The sequence below is a fragment of the Brevibacillus sp. NPDC003359 genome, assembly GCF_042878995.1.
In the GTDB taxonomy this organism is placed as follows: Bacteria; Bacillota; Bacilli; order Brevibacillales; family Brevibacillaceae; genus Brevibacillus.
Window position 1 is genome coordinate 68,428 of sequence record NZ_JBIAOR010000015.1, and the last position, 24,153, is coordinate 92,580.

At 44.4% G+C, this 24,153-nt stretch carries 24 protein-coding genes; 3 read left to right on the plus strand and 21 right to left on the minus strand.

Annotation, left to right across the window (positions count from 1 at the left end; all coding sequences use genetic code 11):
- The 10 genes from ACFYU8_RS25615 to ACFYU8_RS25660 all read right to left on the minus strand — a co-directional run.
- Positions 1–1,829, minus strand: a 1,829-nt coding sequence (locus tag ACFYU8_RS25615; protein WP_390305149.1) for an Ig-like domain-containing protein, incomplete at its 3' end; no start/stop codon positions are given.
- A gap of 25 nt (positions 1,830–1,854) precedes the next feature.
- Positions 1,855–2,370: a phage tail protein gene (locus tag ACFYU8_RS25620; protein ID WP_390305151.1), complete on the minus strand. Its 516-nt coding sequence runs from the start codon at positions 2,368–2,370 to the stop codon at positions 1,855–1,857.
- Between the two features lie 18 nt (positions 2,371–2,388).
- On the minus strand, positions 2,389–2,880 hold the full coding sequence (locus ACFYU8_RS25625; protein ID WP_390305153.1) for a phage tail protein: 492 nt from the start codon (positions 2,878–2,880) through the stop codon (positions 2,389–2,391).
- 30 nt (positions 2,881–2,910) lie between these two features.
- Positions 2,911–3,414, minus strand: coding sequence for a phage tail protein (locus tag ACFYU8_RS25630; protein ID WP_390305155.1), 504 nt, complete (start codon positions 3,412–3,414; stop codon positions 2,911–2,913).
- A gap of 479 nt (positions 3,415–3,893) precedes the next feature.
- On the minus strand, positions 3,894–4,634 hold the full coding sequence (locus tag ACFYU8_RS25635) for an ATP-grasp domain-containing protein (protein ID WP_390305157.1): 741 nt from the start codon (positions 4,632–4,634) through the stop codon (positions 3,894–3,896).
- A 107-nt stretch (positions 4,635–4,741) separates the two neighbouring features.
- Positions 4,742–5,092: a cupin domain-containing protein gene (locus tag ACFYU8_RS25640; RefSeq protein ID WP_390305159.1), complete on the minus strand. Its 351-nt coding sequence runs from the start codon at positions 5,090–5,092 to the stop codon at positions 4,742–4,744.
- 34 nt (positions 5,093–5,126) lie between these two features.
- Positions 5,127–6,107 (minus strand): ABC transporter substrate-binding protein, encoded by a 981-nt coding sequence (locus tag ACFYU8_RS25645; protein ID WP_390305161.1) that lies wholly within the window; start codon positions 6,105–6,107, stop codon positions 5,127–5,129.
- Positions 6,108–6,193: 86 nt separating this feature from the next.
- Complete coding sequence (locus ACFYU8_RS25650) at positions 6,194–7,021, minus strand: helix-turn-helix transcriptional regulator (RefSeq protein WP_390305163.1); 828 nt, start codon at positions 7,019–7,021, stop codon at positions 6,194–6,196.
- A 308-nt stretch (positions 7,022–7,329) separates the two neighbouring features.
- Positions 7,330–7,818, minus strand: a complete 489-nt coding sequence (locus tag ACFYU8_RS25655; RefSeq protein ID WP_390305165.1) for an imm68 putative immunity domain-containing protein — start codon at positions 7,816–7,818, stop codon at positions 7,330–7,332.
- Between the two features lie 134 nt (positions 7,819–7,952).
- Entirely contained in the window at positions 7,953–9,626 is a 1,674-nt protein-coding gene (locus tag ACFYU8_RS25660; protein WP_390305167.1) for a DUF6138 family protein, read from the minus strand.
- 546 nt (positions 9,627–10,172) lie between these two features.
- Here ACFYU8_RS25660 and ACFYU8_RS25665 point away from each other — a divergent pair.
- Positions 10,173–10,484: an ArsR/SmtB family transcription factor gene (locus tag ACFYU8_RS25665; protein WP_390305169.1), complete on the plus strand. Its 312-nt coding sequence runs from the start codon at positions 10,173–10,175 to the stop codon at positions 10,482–10,484.
- 79 nt (positions 10,485–10,563) lie between these two features.
- Positions 10,564–11,739 (plus strand): MFS transporter, encoded by a 1,176-nt coding sequence (locus ACFYU8_RS25670; protein WP_390305171.1) that lies wholly within the window; start codon positions 10,564–10,566, stop codon positions 11,737–11,739.
- A gap of 103 nt (positions 11,740–11,842) precedes the next feature.
- Here the strand turns inward: ACFYU8_RS25670 and ACFYU8_RS25675 are convergent, their stop codons facing one another.
- The 5 genes from ACFYU8_RS25675 to ACFYU8_RS25695 form a co-directional block, all read right to left on the minus strand.
- Positions 11,843–12,688: a DUF2785 domain-containing protein gene (locus ACFYU8_RS25675; RefSeq protein ID WP_390305173.1), complete on the minus strand. Its 846-nt coding sequence runs from the start codon at positions 12,686–12,688 to the stop codon at positions 11,843–11,845.
- Between the two features lie 79 nt (positions 12,689–12,767).
- Positions 12,768–13,688: a helix-turn-helix transcriptional regulator gene (locus ACFYU8_RS25680; protein WP_391365912.1), complete on the minus strand. Its 921-nt coding sequence runs from the start codon at positions 13,686–13,688 to the stop codon at positions 12,768–12,770.
- Positions 13,689–13,849: 161 nt separating this feature from the next.
- Positions 13,850–14,329: a 23S rRNA (pseudouridine(1915)-N(3))-methyltransferase RlmH gene (gene rlmH, locus ACFYU8_RS25685; protein ID WP_390305177.1), complete on the minus strand. Its 480-nt coding sequence runs from the start codon at positions 14,327–14,329 to the stop codon at positions 13,850–13,852.
- A 4-nt stretch (positions 14,330–14,333) separates the two neighbouring features.
- Entirely contained in the window at positions 14,334–14,576 is a 243-nt protein-coding gene (locus ACFYU8_RS25690) for a CxxH/CxxC protein (protein ID WP_390305179.1), read from the minus strand.
- A gap of 573 nt (positions 14,577–15,149) precedes the next feature.
- Positions 15,150–16,382, minus strand: a complete 1,233-nt coding sequence (locus ACFYU8_RS25695; protein WP_390305181.1) for a S1C family serine protease — start codon at positions 16,380–16,382, stop codon at positions 15,150–15,152.
- Between the two features lie 281 nt (positions 16,383–16,663).
- Between ACFYU8_RS25695 and ACFYU8_RS25700 the strand changes: the two genes are divergently transcribed.
- On the plus strand, positions 16,664–16,900 hold the full coding sequence (locus tag ACFYU8_RS25700) for a hypothetical protein (RefSeq protein ID WP_390305183.1): 237 nt from the start codon (positions 16,664–16,666) through the stop codon (positions 16,898–16,900).
- Here ACFYU8_RS25700 and ACFYU8_RS25705 read toward each other — a convergent pair.
- From ACFYU8_RS25705 to ACFYU8_RS25730, 6 genes are all read right to left on the minus strand, one after another.
- Positions 16,895–17,683 carry an MBL fold metallo-hydrolase gene (locus ACFYU8_RS25705; protein WP_390305186.1) on the minus strand — a complete coding sequence of 263 codons (789 nt, stop codon included), beginning with the start codon at positions 17,681–17,683 and terminating at the stop codon, positions 16,895–16,897. The two genes, ACFYU8_RS25700 and ACFYU8_RS25705, sit on opposite strands and share 6 nt — an antisense overlap.
- Before the next feature lie 43 nt (positions 17,684–17,726).
- On the minus strand, positions 17,727–18,500 hold the full coding sequence (locus tag ACFYU8_RS25710) for a two-component system regulatory protein YycI (protein ID WP_390305188.1): 774 nt from the start codon (positions 18,498–18,500) through the stop codon (positions 17,727–17,729).
- Positions 18,487–19,869: a YycH family regulatory protein gene (locus ACFYU8_RS25715; protein ID WP_390305190.1), complete on the minus strand. Its 1,383-nt coding sequence runs from the start codon at positions 19,867–19,869 to the stop codon at positions 18,487–18,489. The genes ACFYU8_RS25710 and ACFYU8_RS25715 overlap by 14 nt, the downstream gene beginning before the upstream one ends.
- On the minus strand, positions 19,866–21,689 hold the full coding sequence (walK, locus tag ACFYU8_RS25720; RefSeq protein ID WP_390305192.1) for a cell wall metabolism sensor histidine kinase WalK: 1,824 nt from the start codon (positions 21,687–21,689) through the stop codon (positions 19,866–19,868). Before walK ends, ACFYU8_RS25715 begins: the two co-directional genes overlap by 4 nt.
- Entirely contained in the window at positions 21,686–22,396 is a 711-nt protein-coding gene (gene yycF / locus ACFYU8_RS25725) for a response regulator YycF (RefSeq protein WP_390305194.1), read from the minus strand. The genes walK and yycF overlap by 4 nt, the downstream gene beginning before the upstream one ends.
- A 208-nt stretch (positions 22,397–22,604) precedes the next feature.
- Positions 22,605–24,101, minus strand: a complete 1,497-nt coding sequence (locus ACFYU8_RS25730) for a LysM peptidoglycan-binding domain-containing M23 family metallopeptidase (RefSeq protein WP_390305197.1) — start codon at positions 24,099–24,101, stop codon at positions 22,605–22,607.
- Between the last annotated feature and the right edge of the window lie 52 nt (positions 24,102–24,153).

The following is a 24,153-nucleotide window of genomic DNA, read 5'->3' on the forward strand; positions in this document are numbered from 1 at the left end:
TCCGTGCCATTTGCTAGACCTGTTTTCGCTGGCAAAGTCGCTACCGAGATGATGTCCTTTGTTTTCGGCACTTCTGCATCTACCGTTACGCTAATGCTCGCTTTTTTGTCGGTGGTATTCGTCACGTTTGCTGGCAGTGGCGTCAAAGTACCTTCTACCGTAAAGGTTTGTTTCGTCTTCTTCGCCGGATCATATGCTGCACTTGCGAGATCCCAAATGATATCTACATTGGTTGTACTGTTATCGTCTAATGTAACATCCACTTCCATGGGTAGAGCTAGTGCTGCTTCTGTTTTCTCGGTTCCATTTGCTAGACCTGTTTTCGCTGGCAAAGTCGCTACCGAGATGATGTCCTTTGTTTTCGGCACTTCTGCATCTACCGTTACGCTAATGCTCGCTTTTTTGTCGGTGGTATTCGTCACGTTTGCTGGCAGTGGCGTTAAGGTGCCTTCTACGGTAAACGTTTGTTTTGTCTTCTTTGTTGGATCATATGTTGTACTCGCAAGATCCCAGTTGATATCTACATTGCTTGTGCTGTTATCATCTAATGTGACATCCACTTCTACAGGTAACCCTAGCGCTGCTACTGTCTTATCCGTGCCATTTACTAGACCTGTTTTCGCTGGCAAAGTAGCTACCGAGATGATGTCCTTTGTTTTCGGTACTTCTGCATCTACCGTTACGCTAATGCTCGCTTTTTTGTCGGTGGTATTCGTCACGTTTGCAGGCAGTGGCGTCAAAATACCTTCTACCGTAAAGGTTTGTTTCGTCTTCTTCGCCGGATCATATGTTGCACTTGCGATATCCCAGATGATATCTACATTGGTTGTGCTGTTATCATCTAATGTGACATCCACTTCCATGGGTAGAGCTAGTGCTGCTTCTGTTTTCTCGGTTCCATTTACTAGACCTGTTTTCGCTGGCAAAGTAGCTACCGAGATGATGTCCTTTGTTTTCGGTACTTCTGCATCTACCGTTACGCTGATGCTTGCCGTTTTGTTATTTTTGTTTTTCACATTAGCCGGCAAATTACTTAATGTTCCTATTACTGTGAAGGTTTGTGACGTTTTCTTCATCGGATCATACGTCGTACTTGCTACGTCCCAAATTACGTCCACTATCTTTTTAGTGTTATCACTCAATGTGACTTCCACTTGAGACGGCAAACCCAGCGCAGTCGCACTTTTCGCTGTTCCATTTGTAAGACCCGCGATCGCTGTCGGATTCGTTACTGCTGTAATTTCAGTGACTACGCCAGTTTTTATAACTAGTTTGGGTCGCTTTGAAACATCAGGAGAAGTTTTCCCACCTATACTAGCTTGTACATTCGGTACTACTTCATCACCAATTAATGTAAAAGTTACTATTTTGTCGAGCTCCATCCTATTTTGAACAAAAGCCGTTACATCAATAACCTTCTCTTGCCCCTTCATAATACTCATGTCTGTCGGATTCAAAACAGGGTCACCTGGGTTCGGTTCATAAAAGCCGCCGCTTTTCAAATTTTTACTAGAGCCAACCACTTTAATGAATGGAACGGCTCCATCAGTTGGGTTTAAGTCTTGATATTCTGTTACTTGAAGATGTAACTTCGCCTCTGTAAAACCTTCAGAGATATCCGATAAATCGTATTGAATGTATGTCCGTTGCTTTCCATAGCTTCCTGAATAACCAACCCAGTTATCTTCCAAATCAGGATTATACCCCGTACTATCCCATGTTCCGTCTAAAGCCGGATGCTTTATTAATTCTGTTGAACTCGCATGAACATCTTGAAAATTTAGCATGAAAATCAAAAAGCATAAAAACATGTATAAGGACTTTTTCACGACTTCCTCCCACCAGAGATATCCTTCAGCCTTTAATTGGATACTCTCCCTGAAGTGCAATAATAAAATTCAACGCAAGATACGGTTGCAAATTATTGTGAGGCTGACTCCCTCCTACCGGAGCAATTGCATTCGCATTCATAGTTACATCTGTAGTTACAGAATATACAGGCGCTCCCAATCTAGCTTTTGAATTAGCCCATACCGCTCCCGCAGGTTCTTTCCCTGTTTGTTGGGTAACGCCATTAGGCATATGTGAATGAGCTGGTATTTGTGATAACGCTAAAGTTACGGTTGCATTCCCACCGTAACTGGCTAATGGCCGCGGGGTTAAATCTTTACCAGTACCAAAATGCATGGGTACACGATTCTTAAAATCAGGGAGCTTAAACTCTTTGTTATCCCCACCATACTTATTGCCAATAATGGTGTAGAGCGGCATATTTTTCGCCACGGGTAAGGAACTACCATCACAAAAAGCCCATCCGACAGGCGCATATTGACCGGCAAATAGGCGAATTTCTCCAACGTAACAGTCCATTTTTTCCCCTTCTTTCTTTTAGCTTTTAGGTGGATAATATCCCGTTATTGCAATGCAAAAATTTAGCACCAGAAAAGGCTGCATGTTACTGTGAGGCTGACTACCGCCAACGATAGTAAGAGCATTCGCGCTCATCTTTACATCTTTATCTGATCCATAACAAGAAATGGTACCAGAACCCCAATAATTCCCTCCCACAGTATCGCTAGACACTGTCTTTGCTGCATTTGCAATATGAGTATGGTAAGGAATTTCCGTTATGGTTAACGTATGCATTTCCTCCCCTTGTGCTTGTCCAACCAACCTCGGATCTAATTGCATGGGCACCCTCCCCTGTAAATTGGGTAGCGCAAAAGTGGTTCTCCCATCCCCACCATATTTAGAGCCAATCACAGCAAAGAGCAGCTCATTTTCTCTCACGGACAAAATCTGACCATTACACTGAGCCCAGCCTGTTGGAGCATCTTTCATGGCAAACAAACGAATTTCACCAACAAATGGTTCTGGCATTTTAATCCCTCCAAATAAATTTGTATCTCTCTAGACCTCTCCTACCAGAGCAATAATAAAATTGACTGCCAGAAACGGCATCATGTTAGCGTGAGGAAGATTCCCACCCACAGCGCTAATAGATAATGGATTCATAGTAACGTTAGGCATACCTTCAGAATATTGATTAATAGAGCTCGTCGCCCAATAAGCATTCGCGGCATCTGTAGTCGTTCCAGCCGACTGCGCATTAACTTCATGTGTATGAGCTGGAATTTGAGACATTAATAACGTCACCGTTTCAGCTCCATCTTTCTTTCCTAGTCCATATTTATATTCTGATAAAGTACCTTTGCCCATATGAACGGGGATTCTTCCCTGCAAGTCTGGCAACGCAAATGTCGTAATCCCATCTCCTCCGTATGTTGTGCCAATGAGTGAAAACAGGTTGGGATAATCAAGGATCAGTATTACTTGCCCATTACAAAAAGCCCAGCCTTTTGGGGGATAGTCCCCAGAGAACATCCGAATTTCGCCTAAATATTGATCACCCATCTGCAAGCCCCTTTTCTGTCTCGTTTTGATTTAACTTATGTAGCCTAATCCAACTTGTCCTACCTCTTCCAAATTCAATAACATTCTACCGGAGAGAACTCACAAGATTCTCACAAAACGATTTCAAAAAAACATAGGCTTGTTATGCGCTATACCAGTCCGGAAATCTCATCTATCTAGAAGAACGCGTCTAGCTGCGGATGAAAAAGCAAAGGAGCCCCAACATCTGGGACTCCCTAAAATTGAACTGCTTACCATTCATAAAATTGTTCTCGATTCGTGCTTCGAATGAATCCGCCATTGACTTGATCTAATAGTTGGAGAGCCTCCAGTCAGCCATTGCGCTCGTCGATCAACCGTTCTAAAAACTCCGCAAAAGTCAAAGTATATGATTTTATTTTGCCTCCCCTAATTTGAAACGCTCTGGTCCGCTTGATCCAGCTTCCTTGAACATTCTCAGGCATAGTTCGCATCATAAACTATAAGCTTCTTAAATAGTCTTTCGTCCCTGTTAATTCTGACCATCTGGCTGAAAGAAACTTCGCATACTTTATAGGAGCAATACCATAAGTCCCTAAGGAGTGACCATCATTGATCTCTACCAGCTTCATATTCCCATCTCGATCAATTCCAAAATCCAAACCATATGCAGCTGGCGCATCAATAAAATCCTTAACAGCACTTTTTATTACACGTAAATCTAATTTTGAATCCCAGGCACCTTTATACTGCCTGACATCAAGTATTTCTCCATATCGTATAAAGCAGCGCCATTCCGTCACAAAATCAACGATTTCCGAACACCAAATATTCGTGTCCTTATGTTGTTCAATCAATCCTATAAAATCTTTATAGTCTTTAACCACTGTTCCACCAAATTTTTTTGTTATATCTTTCGGTTTTACAAAAACATTCCAATCCTGTTTATTCTCAATAAGCTGTTGAATAGTTGTAGTCCATATTTTCCTGCCAAAATAACTAGACAAAGAATCTGGATAATCTATCTCTCCTTGGCTTCTTTCAATCCCCAATATTTCAAGACGTCTTCTCACGTTGCCAATACCGCCAACTACTATGTCTTCTGGATTCTTTTCTTTCACTTCATTAATATCATGAAACTTAATGATCTCCCATCCTAATGAAGAGAAACCTTCAAAAGCAATAAATGCATTTACATTGTAGAATTCTCCACTTTTGTTTGCCTGTATATACGCTCTCATCCATATCGCTCCATCATTTCATATGGGTTTTTCATTTTTTATAGCACTATATTCAAAATCTTATCGAACACTTATCATAACACGACATGGAAAATTACAGGAAATACCTAATTAATTGCCTCTTTCACGTTCTCACGATCAGTGTTTCCTACGTCTCTAGGCTCCACCAACATGATATGGCATTCCTTTTCGGCGAAAGGCTTCTGATCGGCTCCCCCTGGAACAATAAACATCTCACCCTTGGAAATTTTCACCTGACCATCACGAAAATCAATGAACATCTCTCCTTCGAGCACGATAAATACCTTATCCGTACCTTGATGCTCGTGCCATATAAAATCCCCAGCAATCTTAACAAGCTTAAATTGATAGTCATTCAATTCAGCAATGACTTTCGGAGACCAGAGATCGTTGAATGTAGATAGCTTCTCATTCAGATTAATAGCTTGATAATGCATATGAATCCCTCCATATATTTTTGGCCTGCATTATTTAGAGCTTACGCAAGGCATTTGTTATATTTTGTAAAGCGTATTCGATAGCTAACGGGCCACCAGTAATAGCGGAAGTATCCATTAAATAGACATTGCCTTTCTTCACGGCATTCAGATTATTCCATACCTTACTTTGCTTTAAGTCATTCATTAATATTTCCTTTTTTGTAATGTCACCTATAAGGAAGATGTGGTCTGCTTGAACAGTTGAAATCCCTTCAAACGTAGTAAATTTATTAGTAGTACCTTTAAATGTATCATCTGGTGTAAGCCCCAGTCCCTTTTCTTTATCAAACGCAAGTGTATAGACAGGATTTCCTTCACCTAGAACATTAAAAGTTTTTCCATCCCAAGACAAAATAAGAGCTACTGACTCTCCTTGAATCGACTGTAATGCTTCACGCCCAGTTGTGATTTCTTTCATCATTTTATCAATTACTTTTTCCGCTTCGTCTTCTTTCCCAATAATCTCGGCTACTGTACGGAGTCCATATTGCCAATTTTCATAGATGTCCTTGGATTTTAACGTAATGACTGGCGCAACTTTTTCTAGTGAATCATACATTTTTTCATGTTGTTCTGTTGCTAAAATATAATCAGGCTCAATAGATAGGATTTTCTCAATATTAGGAGACACTTTATCTCCTAATTCTTCAGCTGAATCCAGCTTTCCATTTAAATAAGATAAAGAAGATAGATACTCTTTTTCAGTGGAAGCAGCAGGCGGCTCACCTAATGCAACTAATATTTCCGGATAAAAATACCATAGCGAGGCTATTTTTTCTGGTTTTTTCTCGATAACAATTTCTTTACCTAAGGCATCCTTAAATGTTCTTGGCCAATCAGGTGCATCTGCCTTAACTGCTGATGTAGATGTACTTTCTGTAGTTCCTTTATTTTCAGCAGGTGTTTCATTACAACCTGCTAGTATGCCTGCTAATAATAGCAGGGAGATTAGCAAGCCTTTCATCTTGTGCATACGAAATTCCTCCGACATGATGTTTTCTTTGGCTTGCCATCAGTATAGTAAAGTCACTTTTCGTTTAAAATGGATGCCTGTTGAAATTAGCATGGATTATTGATGAACTTCTCTCGATATTCAGTAGGAGAAATACCAAATTGTTTCTTGAACACTCTACTAAAATAAAAGGGGTCAGCAATTCCAACAGTTTGCGCAATTTGCTGCACAGGTGCATCACTTGTAAATAGCATTTTTTGCGCCATGTTTATACGATATTTTAATAAATATTCTGCTGGTCCCATGCCTGCATGTCTTCTAAATACGTAAGAAAGTCGATTTCGATTAACGTTATATTGTTCTGCAAGCGATGCTATTGTAAGGCTTTGATAATAGTATTCGTGAATATAAGTAGATACCCGTTCGAATAAAGCATGTGATTCACAGCTATCTTGCCTATTAACAACACATACTAAGGCTTCATTCAGTACATCGCGAAACAGCATTTCGGTCTGAAACATCGAAAGGCCTCCACGCTGATTATACACATGCCAAAGACGCATGATTAATTCAATCAGACGAGGGGATTGTCCTGTTGATAATTCAAAATGCTGGTGAGAAAAGCTTGACTCTTCTAGTTCTGAGTTACATATCCGGTATAAGACGAGAATATATTCCCAGTTGGTGTTACCAAACATTTTTTGAGCTAGTTTCATTTTTGCACCGCCATGCACAACTTTTCCTGGCGAAAGGATATAAGGCGTGCCATTAAATTGAAATTGTACCTTCCCTGTAAGTGGAAACACAAATCCAGGAAAAGAATCTGTATAGTCAGCGTAAGGCACACCTGGATTTCTAGCATATCGGTATACTCCTTCTACTTGAAAAGGAATGTGTGCTAAATGCTCTGCTAACTGATCAACGTCGATTTTCACATTGCATACCTCATTTCAATAGTAGTTTGCAGTAATCCTGAGATTGATCGTTGTACATCCTATATTCACATTATTGATAACGATTATCACTGTCAACCTATATGAACAATAAAAATGCCGCACCCGGCTAATGTTCAAATCGCCGGGTAGCGGCATCAGGTCAAGATGTTCTCAAAAATAGGGGGGCGGGAGGATGATTCAACTATTATTTCCGTTAGTTCAATGAATGCCTATCATAACGTGTTTCCTTAAATGTACCGAAATATCCGAAAGCCTTCTGCGGTCGCCTTGTAGTGAGCTGGGTAAAGTTATAACAGCTCATCTGCGATCATTTTTGCCTTTTCCGCAAGCTCTCTCATATCACCGGCCGGAACAAGCTCGGCTAATTCGTAAGCCAGCGGATCACGGGAAAACTTGTACAATTCATCCCGAAGCAGGTTCCTTTTTTCTTCGGAGGCATCTATATAAAGTTTGCACGGCTGCCTATCCTCATCCAAATCATGCAAATCGACATAGCCTGATTTTTGAGATTCCAACACAATGGCTGAAAGATCGATTAGAGCTGAGCAGGCAATATCAAGTTCTGCTCGAAACGCGCCGTTAGCATTTTTTATATCAAATCCAATACTTCCGCCGTTTTTCAAGTCTCCCTCGGAAAGCAAAACATCCAGACCTAAGTCCTTTAAAATCTGATTGAGCGTCACATCCGTTGAGTCCAATTGCTCTAAATAGTCTATTAATGCTAGCGAATCATCGGAACCGCCAATTAAATCTCCCCACCATTTGCTTATGTACACATTCTTCTCCCACTTTCTTTTAAGCATTGTAATGATCTAAATAAGATAGTTTCATTATCTAAGGGGTCATAGGCTTTAACTACGCTTAATCTCTCAAAAGCATACTTATCAATGCAGCTTTCACCGAACCACCGTCAGACTATACCCACGGCCTTTTGCAGACGAATTATCAGCTCCTTGCGCGGTCCCTGCGCCTTGCGAGCCAATGCAACCAGCTTCTCCGCCTTGCCCCAGATCGGGTACAGTACCCACTCGGCCTCGTCATCTGACAGAGTCTCTATCTGCTGTACTAATAGCGACAGCTTGTCTTCGCTTTCCAGCTCCGGCTGAATCTTCAGCTTTAGCGAATCGTGGGAGCGCAGCAGGCAGGCGATCAAAGTGGGAGTCGAGCGTTCCGTTATGCCATAGGTTTCGGCAAAAACGGCTGTGAACATGTCATGCACCAGCTGATGCTCATCATCCACAAGGTCCATGTAAGCTTCAACAAGCGGAAAATACCGCTCGGACGAAAGCCCCAGCCCGAACACAGCATAACTGCCCGGCATTACGCTTCTTTCACTTTCCGTATCCTCGTACCATTCATACTCTTCCATCGCCTCACGAGCGTATTCCTCCAATAAAGGATGCAGCTCGGAATAAGCCAGAGCATTCGCAAAAAAACGGTGCGTGTCCGATTTGGCTAGCCCCTTGATGGGCAAATACTCTCTCACGCTGGATTTTAACTTGATTTTGTAGCTTTTCGGGAAGTCCTTTCGGAGCAGGGAGAGAATAAACGAAATCGCCCGCTCGTACGCCCCGGCTTCTTCCTTGCGAATAACGATTGTGAAGAGGGAAAAAACATCGTTAGCGTTGCATTCGACCAATTCATGGCGCATATGGACGTCTTCTTGTGAGAAGCTGTCGCTGCCCTCCTTCAGCATACGCTCGGCTCTACCGCTGCCAAGCTGCTTCGCCAGCTCCAGAAAAGTCTGGCCCATGAATTTGTTGAAGTCCGGCTCGTAACGAATAATCATCACCGCTCCGTACAACAGAAGATCGATAGGCTGATTCGGCTCATCCTTATTCTCAAAAACAGCATCCGGCTTGATCACATACTCATTGGTCCTGTATTCGGAACGAGTGACGTCATAGTAACGCGGCAAAAATACATTCTCGGCCCAGCCAGTTAAGGCCCTAATGATATCTCTTCGATGCTCCGCGAGAGCCTCAACCCGTTCTTTATTCAACTCCTGAATCCGGTCAAATAAAGCTACCGTCTTTGCGGCTTCCGGTTCGGGGAACAAATACGGATCCAGCAGATGACGCGCCAAAAAGAAGGTTTCCCGCCTGTCTGTCGGGTAAGAGCCCTTCTCCAGTTTTTCCTCAATATAGGACTGAATTCGCTCCAGAAGCTGCCGCTTTTTCTCTTCATATACAGTTTCTAGCACCGTTAATTCCACAAGCCCGTCCATCGTTGCGAAGGTTCCTTGGAAGGTAAAACGGTAGTTGATCAACGGCGACGTTTCCAGCTTATCCAGCCTCTCCCTTACGATTTCCGCCAACAGGGGCTGAACCTCATGCAATATCTGCTCCCGCGTAAAGGGCGAAGCTTTCATCGACTTTTTGCCTGCGGCACTCCCCGGAGATTTCGAACTGTCAGCCCTAGTCCTGCCTGGCCGATAATCCAGCATGACAAAGTTAAAGATGCCTACTTGCAGCGTGGTGCGTAAGACCACTTCCTCTGCGTCCTTTCGAGTCTCCTGTTCGTCAAACCATTTATGAATCGCCGTTTTCATCTCTTCCAGCGCTTCTTTCTGCAATTCGTTCATTGTCTCCCGCCTTTTCGCGTGTTCCATCTTTTCTCAACATAATCATACTATGAAAATGGGAAACCTTGTTGAAACTGTATGCCTCTCCCTGGTATCGGCTAAGGCTCAATCCTAAATAACTTTGCCCAGTTTCACCAATAAACTTCTCAATTTGTACTCCTTGGTTCGCAAGAGTCTCCGGGAAGTCAGATAAATATATAAAGAAGTTTTATTTGAGAAGGTTTATACAATCCTTAAGGGATTTTCGAAATATGTAAGAAAGGTAGACCCAGAAACACAAAAAGATTTACTTCACTCTTTCATTAACAAAATCACAGTAAACTCAGGTACAAGACCACAACAAAGAAGCGTCAAGGACATTGAATTGTTCTTTGACGCTTCCATTAAGGATAACTTTGTGCTTACTTATGATAAGACTCAGCTTAACAGGTCTAACAGCGAATTTATTAGGAGAACCTGAACAGACCCCAACCCTCTGAGCAAAGAGACATCGGAGAAAATAACCCTCATATTTACAAATCTATAAAAATAGATATAATGATCTGTATGGAACCTTCATTGATTTATAAAGCGTTGTCTAACGAGACTCGTAGTCAAATTATGCAATGGTTAAAGAATCCAGAGGAATTCTTTGATGAAAAGCTCTATTTACAACAAGGCCTCAATTTTCGGATTGGTGTATGCGTGGGAGATATTCAGGCAAAATCGGGACTTGCACAGTCTGTTATTTCGAGTTATTTGTTGACTATGCAAAAAGCTGGTTTGCTAGAATCTGAGCGAATTGGGAAGTGGACGTACTATCGTCGGAACGAAAAGACAATACAGGAATTTTCTGAGTACATCAAAACGAAACTATAAACGGAAAGGAGTTCTTTTTTTTGTTTATTTATATCTATAATTCTGTATATATAAATATGATTGGAGGCTTACATTTAACATGAAACAGGTTAACCCTTTGCTTATCATGATTTTGGCTTTAGGCGTATTCGGCATTATAACAACGGAAATGGGGATTATCGGTATTCTCCCTCAGGTCACTCAAAAATTCAATATTTCGACTGCACAGGCCGGATGGCTTGTAAGCATATTTGCGTTAGTCGTTGCCATTTCAGGTCCATTCTTGACATTACTCGCTTCTGGTATTAATCGTAAAGTCATTTTATTAACCGCTCTGCTTATTTTTGCGATTTCAAATATTGTTTATGCCTTCACAACCAGATTCGATGTGATGCTAGCTTTCCGTATTCTCCCTGCTATTTTTCATCCCGTCTTTTTTTCAATTGCCTTGGTGACCGCAGCCAAACTTGTCCCTCCGGAAAAAAGCAGCAAAGCGGTCACAAAGGTTTTCGCCGGAATAACGGTCGGATTTGCTTTTGGCGTGCCTTTGACTTCTTATCTCGCGGACAAGATATCATTAGAAGCTGCTTTCCTATTTGGAGCTGTTGTAAGCATGATTGCCTTTGTAGGAATACTAGCTTGGCTTCCTTCCATGCCTGTTACGGAAAAAATGTCTTATGGCCAGCAGCTTGGTATATTACGCAAACCTCAATTGTGGTTAACGATCGCGACCGTTATTTTTATCTTTGCAGCTATGTTTTCTGTGTACAGCTACTTTGCTGAATATTTAGGACAAGTAACACATATGAACGGGTCATGGATCAGTATCATGTTGATGGCCTTTGGAATCATCATGATTTTCGGGAATTTTTTATTTGGGGGCTTTTTGCATAAAAGCATTACAAAGACCGTCATCTTGTATCCTCTGCTCTATGCGGTCACTTACGTATTCACTTATTATCTGGGTTCTTCTTTCTTTCCGATGGCTGTTATCGTATTCATTTGGGGGACAGTGCATTCTGGGGGGCTTATTGTCAGTCAAGCATGGTTAACGATTGAGGCGAAAGAAGCTCCCGAATTCGGCAACAGCTTGTTTGTCTCATTTTCCAATCTTGGAATTACTGTAGGGACTTTTATCGGCGGTTGGTTTATTTCCCACTTGGGCATCCATCAACTAATCTGGAGCGGCATTATGTTTTCACTGCTTGCTTTCCTATTGATCATGGTAAAAATAAAAATCTCCAAATCGAACGCAGAGGAAGTAAACGTACGTTAAACGAACGGAATCGATCAATATAACGTGGCAGTCTAGAATATTGTTTTCGTGTTCAGGACTGCCACTGTGTTGTTAGCTCGTCTTCGATCAAAAAAATTTGTACTTACTTTATCGTAAACCTGTTTAAAGTAGCCTCAACGGCAAGCAAGGTAGCTCCAAGATCATTCCCTCGACTATCCTGTCCCCTTCTGAAATAGAGGCTGCGCAAAAAGTTCTTGCTGTTCACCCGAGCGATCACCTGAATACGGCTTCTCGGCCAGTCGACGCATTGTGTCAAGCCGTTTATCCAGTCAGCGATCTCCTGCTGTGGAAGCAGACCCTTTTCAATCATGGTATCCACGATACTGGCGATCCGCTCATCATCCTCATCGCTAAAAATTTGTTTCCCATTATGGAGCATCCCCTCAATAGCAGCAAGTACTTCAAGCTGTACCACTGTATCGCTCTCCGGGCACTTGATCAGCTCCAGCAAAGCATCCGCACCGTGTGACGCACTATGAGCCCAGCCTCCTTCAGGCAGATAGCCGCGCAGATCCTTTTCCTCCTTATAATAGCGGAGCAGTGAATGCTTAAGATTCTGGAATTCAGTATAATCCAGAAAAGGCTTCTTACTGTGAAGCCGTACTATTAAAGCTACTGGCAGAACAGAGAACGTTCTTGTAAAAACAGACTGATCACCTTCGCTACCAATATGATAGAACAAATGATGCTCATCGGTCAGAATTGCCAGAAGAGTGCTCAATTCCGTTTCCGTAAACCGATTCTCTTCATAAATCCATGTATACAGTGTCGGATAGATCAGTTCATCCCGTAATTCCGGTTGAGGATCCCCGATAAATTGCAGCATTAGAGTTAAAAAATCCTGTGTCCGCTCACCTTCACGAAGCTGGTAATGTTCCTTCTCAATTCTTTGCAGGTCTATCATGAGTTTCATCCTTGTATTGCTCACTATCTCATCCCCTTGAATATACGCTATTTCCGGACTACTTACACCCCTACTATAAAACAAAATAACTGACACCTGTATGTCAGTCATTGTATGGTAGCAATATTGTTTTTATATATTCTTGTAATTCATTTCTCAAATAACAGGGCTCCAATATCTCGCATTCCTTACCAAAGCTTAAAATAAATTTCAGTAATCCCTCCTCATATGGAAATTGATCTACAACGATATATTGATTGTTATGTGTTTTAGTTATTTTCTCTTTTTGAAAATACTCAGTTAATTGCTCTCCCATTTTATGAGCAAACTTTAAGGTAACGGTTATACCTCGCGTAAGATAACTATTCCTAATTATTTCCTGGATTTCTTCATTTGAGATATCCTTTTTTTCGAAGCTCTCACCCATTTTCAAATTCTTGATCCGTACTAGCTTGAACCTTCTGTAGTCATTTCTTTCTTTGCAAAAGCCCACCAAATACCATTGACCGGCGGAAAATGTAATTTGAAACGGTTCTACTGTTCTTTCGAAATATTCCATACTTCTGTTGACATATTCGAATACCACAAGCTTATTTTTTTCAATAGCATTGTTTAATAGAAGCAGGTATTCCTTTAATTCATTTTCCATACTGAAATGAGACAGATTAATGTCTAACTTGCTTGTATTCTTTTCTTGTTTAAGCGTATTCTCGATCTTTAAAACAATATCATGAAACGTTGTGTTTTTCCCAAATAGAAAACTTAGATTATTCATTATCGCCATGAAAGTAGAAGCTTCATCTTTGTTTAAAAAAAGATTGTCCACATTATAGCCTTCCATAATGTAATAGCCCCCACCTTTACCACCAATGGATGCGATTGGGATACCTGCTTCACCTAACTTTTCTATATCTCTGTAAATTGTTCGTATGGACACCTCAAAATGTTCCGCAAGCTCTTTGCCTGTAACCGTACCTTTTTTTGAGATAATGAGTAACATGGATAGTAATCGATCTACGCGCATTTATATATTACGTTGATTTGCAACGTATCCTCTCTTATTCTTTTCTACAAGACCGAACGGAGTCTTCCCTGCCCCCTCCGGTCATTTTGTTCTTTTCTCAAGTAAATACTACTTTCTTATCTGATTCAACTGTACTTCTAGCTCGATCCGCTGCTTTACTATCACTTGTGGTACGGCTCCCCCCGACTAATCCGAAACGCCCGATAAACCTGCTCAAGTAGTATTAACCTCACCAACTGATGCGGAAACGTCATCTTCGAGAAAGACAACAACGCATCCGCCCGCTTCAACACCTGATCAGCCAACCCCAACGACCCGCCAATCACGAACGCCACCTGACTGCGCCCATGCAAAGCCAGCTTGTCCATCTCCGCAGACAGCTTCTCCGAAGACCACATTTGCCCATCAATCGCCAGCGCAATCACATACTGATCCTGCTTGATCTGACCCAGAATACGCTCGCCTTCCTTGCGCTTCACCTGCTCCATCTCCGCCGCACTCATCTCTTCCGGCGCCTTTTCATCATTGACCTCGATCACTTGCAGCTTGCAGTAAGCAGACAGACGTTTGCTGTATTCATCAATGCCCTCACGCAAATATTTCTCCTTCAGCTTCCCTACCGTAATAATCGATATTTGCATGACCCTACATTCCCTTCTCTTTCAAAAGCGCAATCTGCCCAGGCTCCCCACATTCCCGACAACGCTTGTCTACCCCATCGCCCTCAATCGCCTGCGCTGCATACGTATCCGGCGCCGTCTCAAAATCGTTTACGTAATCATCCAACTCCTGCTCCAAATGCTCCATGCAAGCAAACCGCACCGGATATTCCGCCAACAGCTCAACTTCCTTGCCTTCTATTTGTATGCTTTTCAACTTCATGTCCATATCAAATGCCTCTTTTCCGTTCAAATAATGTCGCTTCCTATTCTACCCCAGAACCGCAACAAAACAAATGAATCCCCCAAAAGGACATCGACGAGTTTACAAACATAAGCCCCTGCATTTTATAATTTTTGTTTTTAAATCCTCGACGGACAGTTAAAGCTGTTGAGAGAAAAAAGAAGAAAACGGCGAAAGTCTTTGGGATACCAACCGAAGCGCAATGGAAAAAATGAAACCTGCCTTTAGCGTCCACCTCTGAGACACTACGTAGCTGCGCGACTTTGGACGCGGGTTTCTTTTTTTCCATGGAGCTGGGCAGTCTTAACCCCTAGCAGGTATCCCAAGAACTTGAGCGTTTTCTTCTTTTTTCTCTCCTCCACCGAAAGCCCGTCTAACGAAAAAAAGAGAGCGCCGAATCAGCTCGACGCTCTTAAGAATTATCTATTTAAAAATAGATAGAGGGGGGGAACTTCAGATACTGCATTTATGCAAACGGGATAAAATGCATCCCGGAGTTGCCCATCAAGGTTTGTTTCCTTCACATGCCTGCCCGCAAAATGGCTTGGTCAGTGCTTCTTACTGCTGTGGCGGTGCGGTCAGCTTCACTTTGGCAGTCTTCTGAATACCGTCACGATAGTACGTAATGTCCATCGTATCGCCCGGTTTTTTGCTCATCGTCAAGTACTTGCGCAGCTGAGCGCTGTTAGAAATGTTCTTGTCATCTAGCTTGACGATGACATCGAACTGTCTCAAGCCTGCTTCACCCGCAGGAGAGAATTTGCCTACTTCTGTTTGCACGACGACGCCAGCATTCACATTGTCAGGCAGATTCAAAGTTTCTTTCCATTCGTAGCGCGGCACATTGGCCAAGTCGAGTGGCTGCACACCGAGGTAAGAACGTTCCAGCTTGCCTTTTTCCATCAGCTGGTCCACGGTCACTTTGACATCATTGCTTGGGAGGGCAAAACCTAACCCTTCGACACCTGCTTTGGAAATTTTCAAGGTGTTAATCCCGATGACCTGGCCCTCAATGTTTACGAGGGCACCACCGCTGTTACCAGGGTTGATCGCTGCATCTGTCTGAATGACGTCCAGCTCCCAGTCGTCCTGACCATCTTCGTTAATGTCCATTGGCATGGAGCGTTCCTTGGAACTGATGATGCCTTGTGTGACGGTCCGGGAGAACTGCATGCCCAGTGGGTTCCCGATGGCAATGGCCGGTTCGCCCACCTGTAGGGTAGAAGAATCACCAAACTCAGCAACGTCCGTAACCTTGGAGCCGTCGATTTCCAGTACGGCCAGATCAGTGTAACCATCGGCACCGACCACTTTCGCCGATACTTTTTCACCTGTTGGCAGAGCGACCTCTAGCTTTTGCGCCTTGTCGATTACGTGGTAGTTGGTAACGATGTAGGCTTTTCCGCCCTTTTTCTCAAAGATGACACCAGAGCCTTGGCCCTGCTCGACATCCATCGAATTCTGCATCCAGCTGTTTCTGCGCTGACCGATGTTGATTACACCAACAATCGCATTCTCCACTTTTTTCACCGCATCTACTGTACCAGAGCCCACACTTACAGATACTGGTTTGGCAAACGGGTTAGAAGAAGAGGCATTGCTGCTTAGCACATTTTCTGTTCCAGGCTGAACCATATTAATATATCCGGCATTGGAGAGTGTCGGCAGCGTGAGCAGGACGACCATCCCCCCAATTACCGCGGATGTTACTGACGTCACGACCATACGTCCAATGCCAGAACCGCGTTGTTTTTTTCGCTCTACATGAGTTAAATCATCATAAAAACCCATGATTCATACTCCCCTTTCTACTTTCTACCATTACTAGCTTTGCAGGTTTTTGATACTCGTATACACAATGACATGCGCCGTAATTGGTTTGCATGATTGATTTCGTTGATGTCTGTTTCCTTTTGACACCCTTAGTATACGACCCGCTTTTGGCAAAATGGCGTGAGAATTATGGAAAGGTTGTGGAATAGAAAAAAGCTCCCGGAATATTTCTCCGAGAGCACGGATATGATAGATTAAAAGCTTTTCCCTACCAAACCAAATTGAAAGGATTGATAGACTTGAAAGAAGTCCACCTCATCGCCAAGCTGGCCGACCTTCAGGAAGTAGACTACCACAATACGCTTGTCCTGCATGCCCTTATCGAGCTGCTAGTAGCCAAAGGACTCCTGACACATGATGAGCTGACTGCCAAAATGAATGAGCTCGATACACAATTAACGTTCCATATCGATACGTACGCGATACTCACAGAACGCATTGCCAGTCGCCAAGCCGGAATCAAACCAATCCTATAGCTCTTCCAGCTTGGTAGGTCGATCCGGGTACGTGTCACGCAGGTGTACATCATTACCAACAGACAAGCCCCGCTCCTCCAAGATGTTTTTGACCGTCAGTCTGGCCAAATCAATCATATTGTTTTCCTTACTCAAGTGAGCGAGGTATACGCGTTCTGCCCCACCTGTCAAACAATCGAGCAAAGCATCGCCTGCCGCTTCATTGGACAAGTGCCCGACATCACTCAAGATACGTCGTTTGATACTCCAAGGATACTGGGACATACGCAACAGCTCAACGTCATGATTGGACTCGAACACGTACGCATCTGCTCCACGAATCGTCTCTTTAATCCGATCACTAACATACCCCAGGTCAGTCGCGACACTGAGCTTTTTCTTGCCTTGATAAAAACAGAAGCCCATCGGCTCGGCAGCATCGTGCGAGATTCCGAATGACTCGATGCCCAAATCCTCCAACTCTTTCTTCTCCCCTACAGAAAAGAAGCGTCGCTGATCTTCCTTGATCGTCCCGATTTGCCCATCCAGCTCCGACCACGTCTTTTCATTGGCGTAAATCGGCAATCCATATCGCCGCGCCATGACCCCGACCCCTTTAATATGGTCGACGTGCTCATGGGTGACGAGAATGGCGTTCAGCTCTGCTGGATTGACACCAATGGTATCCAGCGCCGCTTCTGCTTGCTTTCCTGTAATGCCTACATCGATCAATACGGAAACACGGTCTGTTGCCACATAAATGGCGTTTCCCGTGCTCCCGCTTGCCAACACACTAAATCTCACCGAACATCCCTCTCCCCGTATCTTTCCCAGGCTGTCTATCCATTCAGCGTTGCGTTACCATCGGACGCTCCAGAGCTCCTGTAATCGCGTTGACAAAATGCCATTTGCCATCGTGAACTACACGCCAGACAGGCACCAGCGTCTGAATATCCGCATCGTAAGAACCGTAATAACCCAAGCTCACATTCTCAATCCGTTCCCCTGGTGAAATGATTTGCTTGTCCACCAGAGAACGTAGTGCCGCATAACCAGAGATGACCTGTCGCTCCCCCTGCTGCTTGCGAAGGTGGAAAAAGGTCTGCCTGTAGCCGAGTATCGTTCCGTTATCCAAATACATTTCCAACGGAGCGACGAATACTGGCATTTTATCATAGACCTGCCAATACAAGAGGCGCGCTTGATTCGATTGATACGGATCGGCTACGTATTGATCGGAATAAATCAGCCTCGGACCAATTTGACGCAGGAGCTCCTGAGGATTCAGCTGACCACGAATCTGCATCGGTGGGTTCAGCTTGGCAGCCAGCGCCATTTTTTCTACCGTTGCCTGAAGTCCTGATATCTCATGCAAGGAAATCGGATTAATTCCGATATACTCCGCATCCAAATTAGACATTTCCGGTGTATCCTGCGGCACTTCTGTATCCAATGTGATATTTTGCTGATTCAAGTACAGCTCTGTATTCCATTTCTCACTCTGCGCGACTTCCTTGTCATTCCACAGACTAATACGCGTCACATACACCTGATACAAGAGAAACAAATCGAGGAGAAGAAAGGCCCAGATCAGAATCGTCTTGGTCCTACTCCAATCCATGCGCCTTCCCTCCTCCCTGTTTGGTGTGCGCAGAAATATACAGGTTCGCCTGATTCGCCAATTCCACAACCCAGATTGGCATCAGGTCCACGTATCCTTCGCCTACTTTGGTATGGTAAGCCAAATAAGCGTTGGTGATTTTTTCTGTATCCGCCAGTTTTTTATCGCGAATATACTGATACAGCTCCGGACCAGACATAACCGTCCACTCTTTGTTATCGATGTACTTATCCAAATCCAGCAGGGAACGACTCATCGTCACAACCTGGCCTGCTTCAGAGGTAATTTGGATCGTATCGATTTGCTTGGCCTCCCCTTCGCTGATCAAGGGATACGCCCCCAAGTACTGGCGGAACGTGATCAAGTCTTTTTCATTGTAGCTCTTCTTGATTCGTTCAAAATGAAACTCATCAAGCCAGCCTAAGTGCTTATTCATGAAGGTAACTGCACTCTGCACTTTTTCTTCGTCAGACAGCTCCTGATCCCGCTGTTGGTACGCCGGATCGGTAAACGTAAACGCCTGCTGCTCCGATCTCAATTGAATCGATCTGCTGCCATCTGTAAAAATAACCGTTTTGTCCCGCTCCATGATCTGTCTGACCAGCGATTGATCGATAAAGTAGGACTCGATCAGTCTTTCATTCGTAACAGGTACATAGCTGTAGCGGAATTGCTGCATGCGCATCTGATTCTTGGGCAAATAATAGGTGTTCCATATCGGCACATGCCCTTCCAAATCTACGAAGCTTCGCTCTGGTTTGACGATTTTCATGATTTGCTCAGGCATTAAATCACCAGAAGCCAAATACGACTCTCGCAAATCCTTGGGGCTGATTGACGTTCGAGAACGCATCATTCGACCTTCCTCAGTCGACAAAAATAACGCATAGACGATATCTTCGTCCTTCTCGTAGTACAACCACAATCGGTCAACCCCTTTCATTCGGTTGTCAAACTCATCCCGAAAGGTTACCAGCCGACCTACAATTGACAAAGGAACCGTGCTCCGAAAGCGCACTTCCAAACCCATCTTTTCCCGGGCAATATCTTCCCATTTCTCATTGGAGATGGTGAACGGAGAAAAATCAAGAAAGATCCATTTCGACATTTCTCGCACGATCAAACTATAAGGAGCATCGGTTGCGGATGCTTTCGTGTGACGATCTTCCCCATAGTGAAAAACAACGGATTCCGGCGTAACGAGCTGTTCGAGTTGTTTTTCCTGAACCGGCTTTGACTGCGTGTACTCTGCCGGCTCAATAAATTGCAAGTTAGGTTGATTCGACCACAACATCGCTGTCAAAACAAAGCTGGCTAGCACTAGCAGATTGAGTAAGACGGTCTTGGCAGGCTCTAACATCCGCTTCATCCCGTTTTTCCTCCTTGGGCAAATGGCACCCAGAACGTTACTGTCGTTCCCACGTTCCATTCGCTCGTAATCTCGATATCTGCACCGTGTGCCTGTACTAATTCGCGGGCAATCGCCAATCCCAAGCCTGTACCTCCCTGACCGCGTGAACGCGCCTTGTCTACGCGGTAGAACCGCTCAAAGATCCGTTTCAAATCACGGCTGGGAATACCGATTCCTGTGTCAGTGATGGAGATTTGTACCCGCTTTTGCTTATGGCTCTCTCTTGCTTTGAGAACCACGGAGCCCCCTTGAGGCGTATACTTGATCGCATTGGACAAAAGATTATCCAATACTTGATTGATCGCATCCAGATCAATATAGACCGGCGGAAGCTTGCTCGGCATATCCAGGCTGAGCTGAACCTCCTGTTGCTCACTGAACATGGAAAAACGATCGGCTGCATAGCGAAGCAATCGATTGAGGTCTGCTTCCTTACAATGCAGACGAACTCCCTGCGAATCAAAACGCGATAGCTGCAACAAATCGTTTACCAAGCGAATCATGCGCTCTGTCTCCGACGACGTGACTTTCAAGAACCGCTGGGACAGCTCCGGCTCTTCCACTGCGCCATCCAGCAGGGCTTCTACATAGCTTTTAATGGTCGTCAGCGGTGTCCGCAGCTCATGCGACACGTTCGCCACGAATTCGCGACGTTGCTGCTCCAGTCGCTGCTGCTCCGTCACATCCGCTACGACAGCAATAACTCCGCCCATTTTTTTGCTATCCTGCTGCAAGGGCGTAAACGTGACACGCAGAATCACTTCTTCCTTATTCGGCAGCGTCATCTCAATAAACAGTGGTTCTTCCTGCGCATAGAGCGACATCTCATCCTCTGGCGGCAGACCCAACAGCTCATACAAGGTGCGTCTCTTGAGAAGGACGTCAGCCATCGTCACCTGCAACATATCTTCTGCTGCCCGATTAAACAGAATGATTTGCCCATTGCGATTAGCAGCAATGACACCGTCCGTCATGTTGCTCAAGATTCCCGCGAGCTTCTCACGTTCTTCTTCTTGCTGCAAGATCGCTTCCTGCAATCGCAGGGTCATATGATTAAAAGCCATACCGAGTTGGCCAATTTCATCATCGCTATAGACACGTACACTACTGTTAAAATCCCCGTCTGCTACCAATCGTGCCTGACGGGTCATCTCCTTCACAGGCTTGGTAATGGTGCGGGCCAATACGACCCCGAGCACTGCCGTAATGACCATTGCGATCATCGTACCTGTCCCCAAGATACCGTTCATTTTGCCAATCGTCGCGTAAGTACCCTCCATCGACGCAATCATGTAGACTGCACCATACACGATTTGATCGCCCTTTACAGGGAGAGCCAATACTTTTACCCGCGCTCCCGTCTTCGGATCGATCCGCATCGATTCACTGCGCGTCCCGAGCAAGGCAACGGTCACTTCAGGCTGCGAGGTCCGCTGACCAATTGTACTTTTGTCCTCCGTCGTCGCAACCACCGTTCTTGTCTGATCGATGACCTGCACATTCGCACCATTGATTTTTACTAGGTTGTTGATCAGGTTGTCGATGTCTTGGCGATTTTGTTCGGCGTTTGATTCCTTCCCGTCATGCGGGCGCAAATCGCTTTCCAGCAAACTCGCCAACAAACTAGCTTGTCCATTCAATGCCTCGGAAAAGTTGTTGATGTAGTAACTCTCGACTTCCCTCGCAAAATAGGCGCTAATAAATTGCATCGCAAGCAAAATCAACAGCATGTAAATGATGACCATTTTCCACTGAACGGTTTTGAACAGCCGCCTCATCCAGGCTGGCCTCCCGTGCCGGGATTGCGTAATGTATAGCCCAAACCACGCCGCGTAATAATGTACTTCGGCTGGCTCGGATCATCCTCGATTTTTTCCCGCAAGCGACGGATCGTCACATCTACCGTCCGCACATCGCCAAAATAGTCAAATCCCCAGACCGACTGCAGGAGATGCTCTCGCGTCAATACTTGTCCCTGATGGCGAGCAAGGTACACCAGCAGCTCAAACTCACGGTGCGTCAGCTCTAATGCTTCTCCCACCTTTTCGACGGTATACGAGTTCAAATCGATTTCCAGCTCATGCACGCGCAGTACATGTTGGTTATCCTTCTCTTCCACTTTCGAGCGGTTACGGCGCAAATGGGCCTTTACACGGGCTACCAGCTCACGCGTACTAAATGGCTTCGTCACGTAATCATCCGCGCCCAATTCCAGCCCGAGTACTTTATCCAGTTCAGAGTCTTTGGCAGTCAGCATGATGATCGGAACATCATACGTTTGACGAACGGTTCGGCATACGTCCATTCCGTCTCTGCCTGGAAGCATAACATCCAATAAAATCAGATCCGGTCGCTCATCCTTGACCACGACAAGCGCCTCATCACCATCATAGGCGCATACGACCTGATATCCTTCTTTTTCAAACGTGAATTTCAAAATATCTGCAATCGGTTTTTCATCATCTACTACGAGGAGTTTTGCCATCCTGCGCCCTCCTTTTTCTGAATGTACGTGTTCCAACAGTCGTCTGTTTCCTCTCAAACCGCTTCTTCAAGGATTCCACTTCGACCTTCACTATTCCTCTACAATACACCATGTACGCCATGTAAAGAAGGGCTTGCCATTCACTCCCTGCCAAATAAAAAAAGGGCCCCTCATCAGAGTTGCCCTTTTCTATCCAGAAATTACTTGTCTATTTTAAGTAACGAATCGGGTTTTGATTTCGTCCATTTTGTATAACCTCAAAATGCAGGTGGACGCCAGTGGATTGCCCAGTCGAACCCTTTACGCCTATTTTCTTTCCTTGGCTAACGACATCGCCAGCTTTCACACTAATGCTGCTCATGTGACCGTACAATGTCTTCATTCCATTGCCGTGGTCGATGATAACCGATTTTCCATAGTCACCATTCCAACCAGCGAATGTGACACGTCCATTGTCTGCCGACATGACAGAACCAGAACCGGCAATATCAATTCCTTTGTGCATGCTGCCCCAGCGTTTGCCAAAGCCGCTGCTGATATACCCGCTAGCAGGCCAGCTCAAACGACCTGTTCCGCGCGATGGAATTACTTTTGTACCGCGCTCCATAATTTGGGTTACAGGCTGCACAGTGACATCTTGTTTGATGACTTTGCGATTAACTACTTGTCCATTTTCTTTCACAACTTCGTACTTAACTGTTTTACTACCGTTTTTACCTTCTTGTACAACCTTAGTTTCGCCTTTAGGAACCTTGTCATTGTTATTAATTTGGGTATTAAAAGCAATAACTTCTTGTTGATCTACTTCTTCTTTGACTTGTACAGTAACCAGCGGACGCACTGCGGTTACATTGATTTCTTGTCCCAATTGAAGGACGGTATTTTCTGTGACACCTGAATTATTTGCGTAAATATCTTTGGACGTAATGCCGTATTTTTTCGCGATACAACCGATGCAATCGCCTTCTACGACCGTGTGCTTCATATCCTTGAAGGTGCCTTTTACCAGCAACTCCTCAAGTTTATCGGCAGACAAAATTCGAGATGCATCGACTGTTTCGGTTTGCATCTCTACGTTTTCTTTAAATGCGACTTCTTTTACCGGGTTTGGTTTGACTGGGATTGTGGATGCTGCTGCTACAACAGCCTTTTTCCCTGTGGTTGCCGGAACACCGGAATATTTTTGCTTCACATCAGCGAGTACTTGGTCAGCCGATTGCTGGTCTGGCAGGTAACCTACTACTTTGCCGTCAATCATCAGCTTAACACCCTGAACCTTGATATCCGCTACGGATGCCAAAGCTTGTACAGCGACATCGTTATCGAACGCTGCCTTGAATTCACGCTCTTCTTCAAATGTGATGTAGTCAGCCACTTGCAAGTTAAGGCCTGTTTTTGCCTTTTCCTCTTCCAGCTTGGCTGTTGTCCAGTTATGAATCACATTTGGATCGTTTACCACGCCTACCTCATTGCCGTTCACGATGACATGGTAGACAGAATTGACATTGCTTATGTAGTAGTATTGTGCAGATGCTCCAGCAGCAATCGTCAAAACTATACCTGCCGCAACTGAAAGCGATTGTTTTTTATGCGACTGGATGTAAGAGCTTGTACGTTTCATAGTACGTTTCGCCAGATCACTGCAATCTCGAACGATTCGTGATGACCGTTCCTGCAGCTTGGCCTTCCATTCCGACCATTGCATAACTTGTCCCTCCTGAAAACAGATACAACTTACTCGTTCCATTTCCTGAAAA

What these genes read in the sequence shown, in the direction of transcription:
- ACFYU8_RS25625 (WP_390305153.1), bottom strand. Translation starts at nt 2,880, where the DNA reads ATGCCAGAACCATTTGTTGGTGAAATTCGTTTGTTTGCCATGAAAGAT.
- rlmH (WP_390305177.1), bottom strand. Translation starts at nt 14,329, where the DNA reads ATGCAAATATCGATTATTACGGTAGGGAAGCTGAAGGAGAAATATTTG.
- ACFYU8_RS25680 (WP_391365912.1), bottom strand. Translation starts at nt 13,688, where the DNA reads ATGCGCGTAGATCGATTACTATCCATGTTACTCATTATCTCAAAAAAA.
- ACFYU8_RS25630 (WP_390305155.1), bottom strand. Translation starts at nt 3,414, where the DNA reads ATGGGTGATCAATATTTAGGCGAAATTCGGATGTTCTCTGGGGACTAT.
- ACFYU8_RS25660 (WP_390305167.1), bottom strand. Translation starts at nt 9,626, where the DNA reads ATGAACGAATTGCAGAAAGAAGCGCTGGAAGAGATGAAAACGGCGATT.
- yycF (WP_390305194.1), bottom strand. Translation starts at nt 22,396, where the DNA reads ATGGCAAAACTCCTCGTAGTAGATGATGAAAAACCGATTGCAGATATT.
- ACFYU8_RS25620 (WP_390305151.1), bottom strand. Translation starts at nt 2,370, where the DNA reads ATGGACTGTTACGTTGGAGAAATTCGCCTATTTGCCGGTCAATATGCG.
- ACFYU8_RS25635 (WP_390305157.1), bottom strand. Translation starts at nt 4,634, where the DNA reads ATGAGAGCGTATATACAGGCAAACAAAAGTGGAGAATTCTACAATGTA.
- ACFYU8_RS25730 (WP_390305197.1), bottom strand. Translation starts at nt 24,101, where the DNA reads ATGCAATGGTCGGAATGGAAGGCCAAGCTGCAGGAACGGTCATCACGA.
- ACFYU8_RS25665 (WP_390305169.1), top strand. Translation starts at nt 10,173, where the DNA reads ATGGAACCTTCATTGATTTATAAAGCGTTGTCTAACGAGACTCGTAGT.
- ACFYU8_RS25670 (WP_390305171.1), top strand. Translation starts at nt 10,564, where the DNA reads ATGAAACAGGTTAACCCTTTGCTTATCATGATTTTGGCTTTAGGCGTA.
- ACFYU8_RS25690 (WP_390305179.1), bottom strand. Translation starts at nt 14,576, where the DNA reads ATGGACATGAAGTTGAAAAGCATACAAATAGAAGGCAAGGAAGTTGAG.
- ACFYU8_RS25710 (WP_390305188.1), bottom strand. Translation starts at nt 18,500, where the DNA reads ATGGATTGGAGTAGGACCAAGACGATTCTGATCTGGGCCTTTCTTCTC.
- ACFYU8_RS25645 (WP_390305161.1), bottom strand. Translation starts at nt 6,107, where the DNA reads ATGCACAAGATGAAAGGCTTGCTAATCTCCCTGCTATTATTAGCAGGC.
- walK (WP_390305192.1), bottom strand. Translation starts at nt 21,689, where the DNA reads ATGAGGCGGCTGTTCAAAACCGTTCAGTGGAAAATGGTCATCATTTAC.
- ACFYU8_RS25640 (WP_390305159.1), bottom strand. Translation starts at nt 5,092, where the DNA reads ATGCATTATCAAGCTATTAATCTGAATGAGAAGCTATCTACATTCAAC.
- ACFYU8_RS25715 (WP_390305190.1), bottom strand. Translation starts at nt 19,869, where the DNA reads ATGAAGCGGATGTTAGAGCCTGCCAAGACCGTCTTACTCAATCTGCTA.
- ACFYU8_RS25695 (WP_390305181.1), bottom strand. Translation starts at nt 16,382, where the DNA reads ATGGGTTTTTATGATGATTTAACTCATGTAGAGCGAAAAAAACAACGC.